At 37.2% G+C, this 409-nt stretch carries 1 pseudogene; it reads left to right on the top strand.

Annotated elements, in window-relative coordinates:
- Nucleotides 1-409, top strand: a pseudogene (locus ACRRVB_RS05010) (IS5-like element ISCca7 family transposase); the annotation flags it as partial.

The raw sequence follows: 409 nt of genomic DNA, 5'->3' as shown, positions 1-409 counted from the left end.
AAGTCGAAGAAGAAGTAAATGATCGTATTACTTTTAGCAGGTTTTGTGGTATTTCCATGGATAATTCTGTTCCAGATCATAGTGTATTAAGCAGATTTAGGACTGCGCTTACAGAAAAAAAAGCTTTAGATAGATTGTTAAAAATCATAAATGATCAATTATCTAACCATGGTGTTCTGGTGCAGCATGGTGCAGTTATTGACGCCTCTATCACCCCTACTCCTAGATGTCCCAAAGGTAAAAAGAGCTATGATTTGCGTGAGGATGGTACTATATCGGTATCTCATAGTTATCAAAAAGGGGTAGATCCAGAAGCTAGTTGGACCAAAAAAGGTCATAATCTTTACTATGGGTATAAACGACATGTCCTTGTAGAAAGTAAAGAAGGTTTAGTTCTGGCAGTCACTAC

It is taken from the genome of Candidatus Cardinium hertigii (assembly GCF_050864855.1).
GTDB classification, from domain to species: domain Bacteria; phylum Bacteroidota; class Bacteroidia; order Cytophagales; family Amoebophilaceae; genus Cardinium; species Cardinium hertigii_C.
Note: the sequence above shows the minus strand (reverse complement) of the source record. Positions and strands in the feature narration are given on the sequence as shown.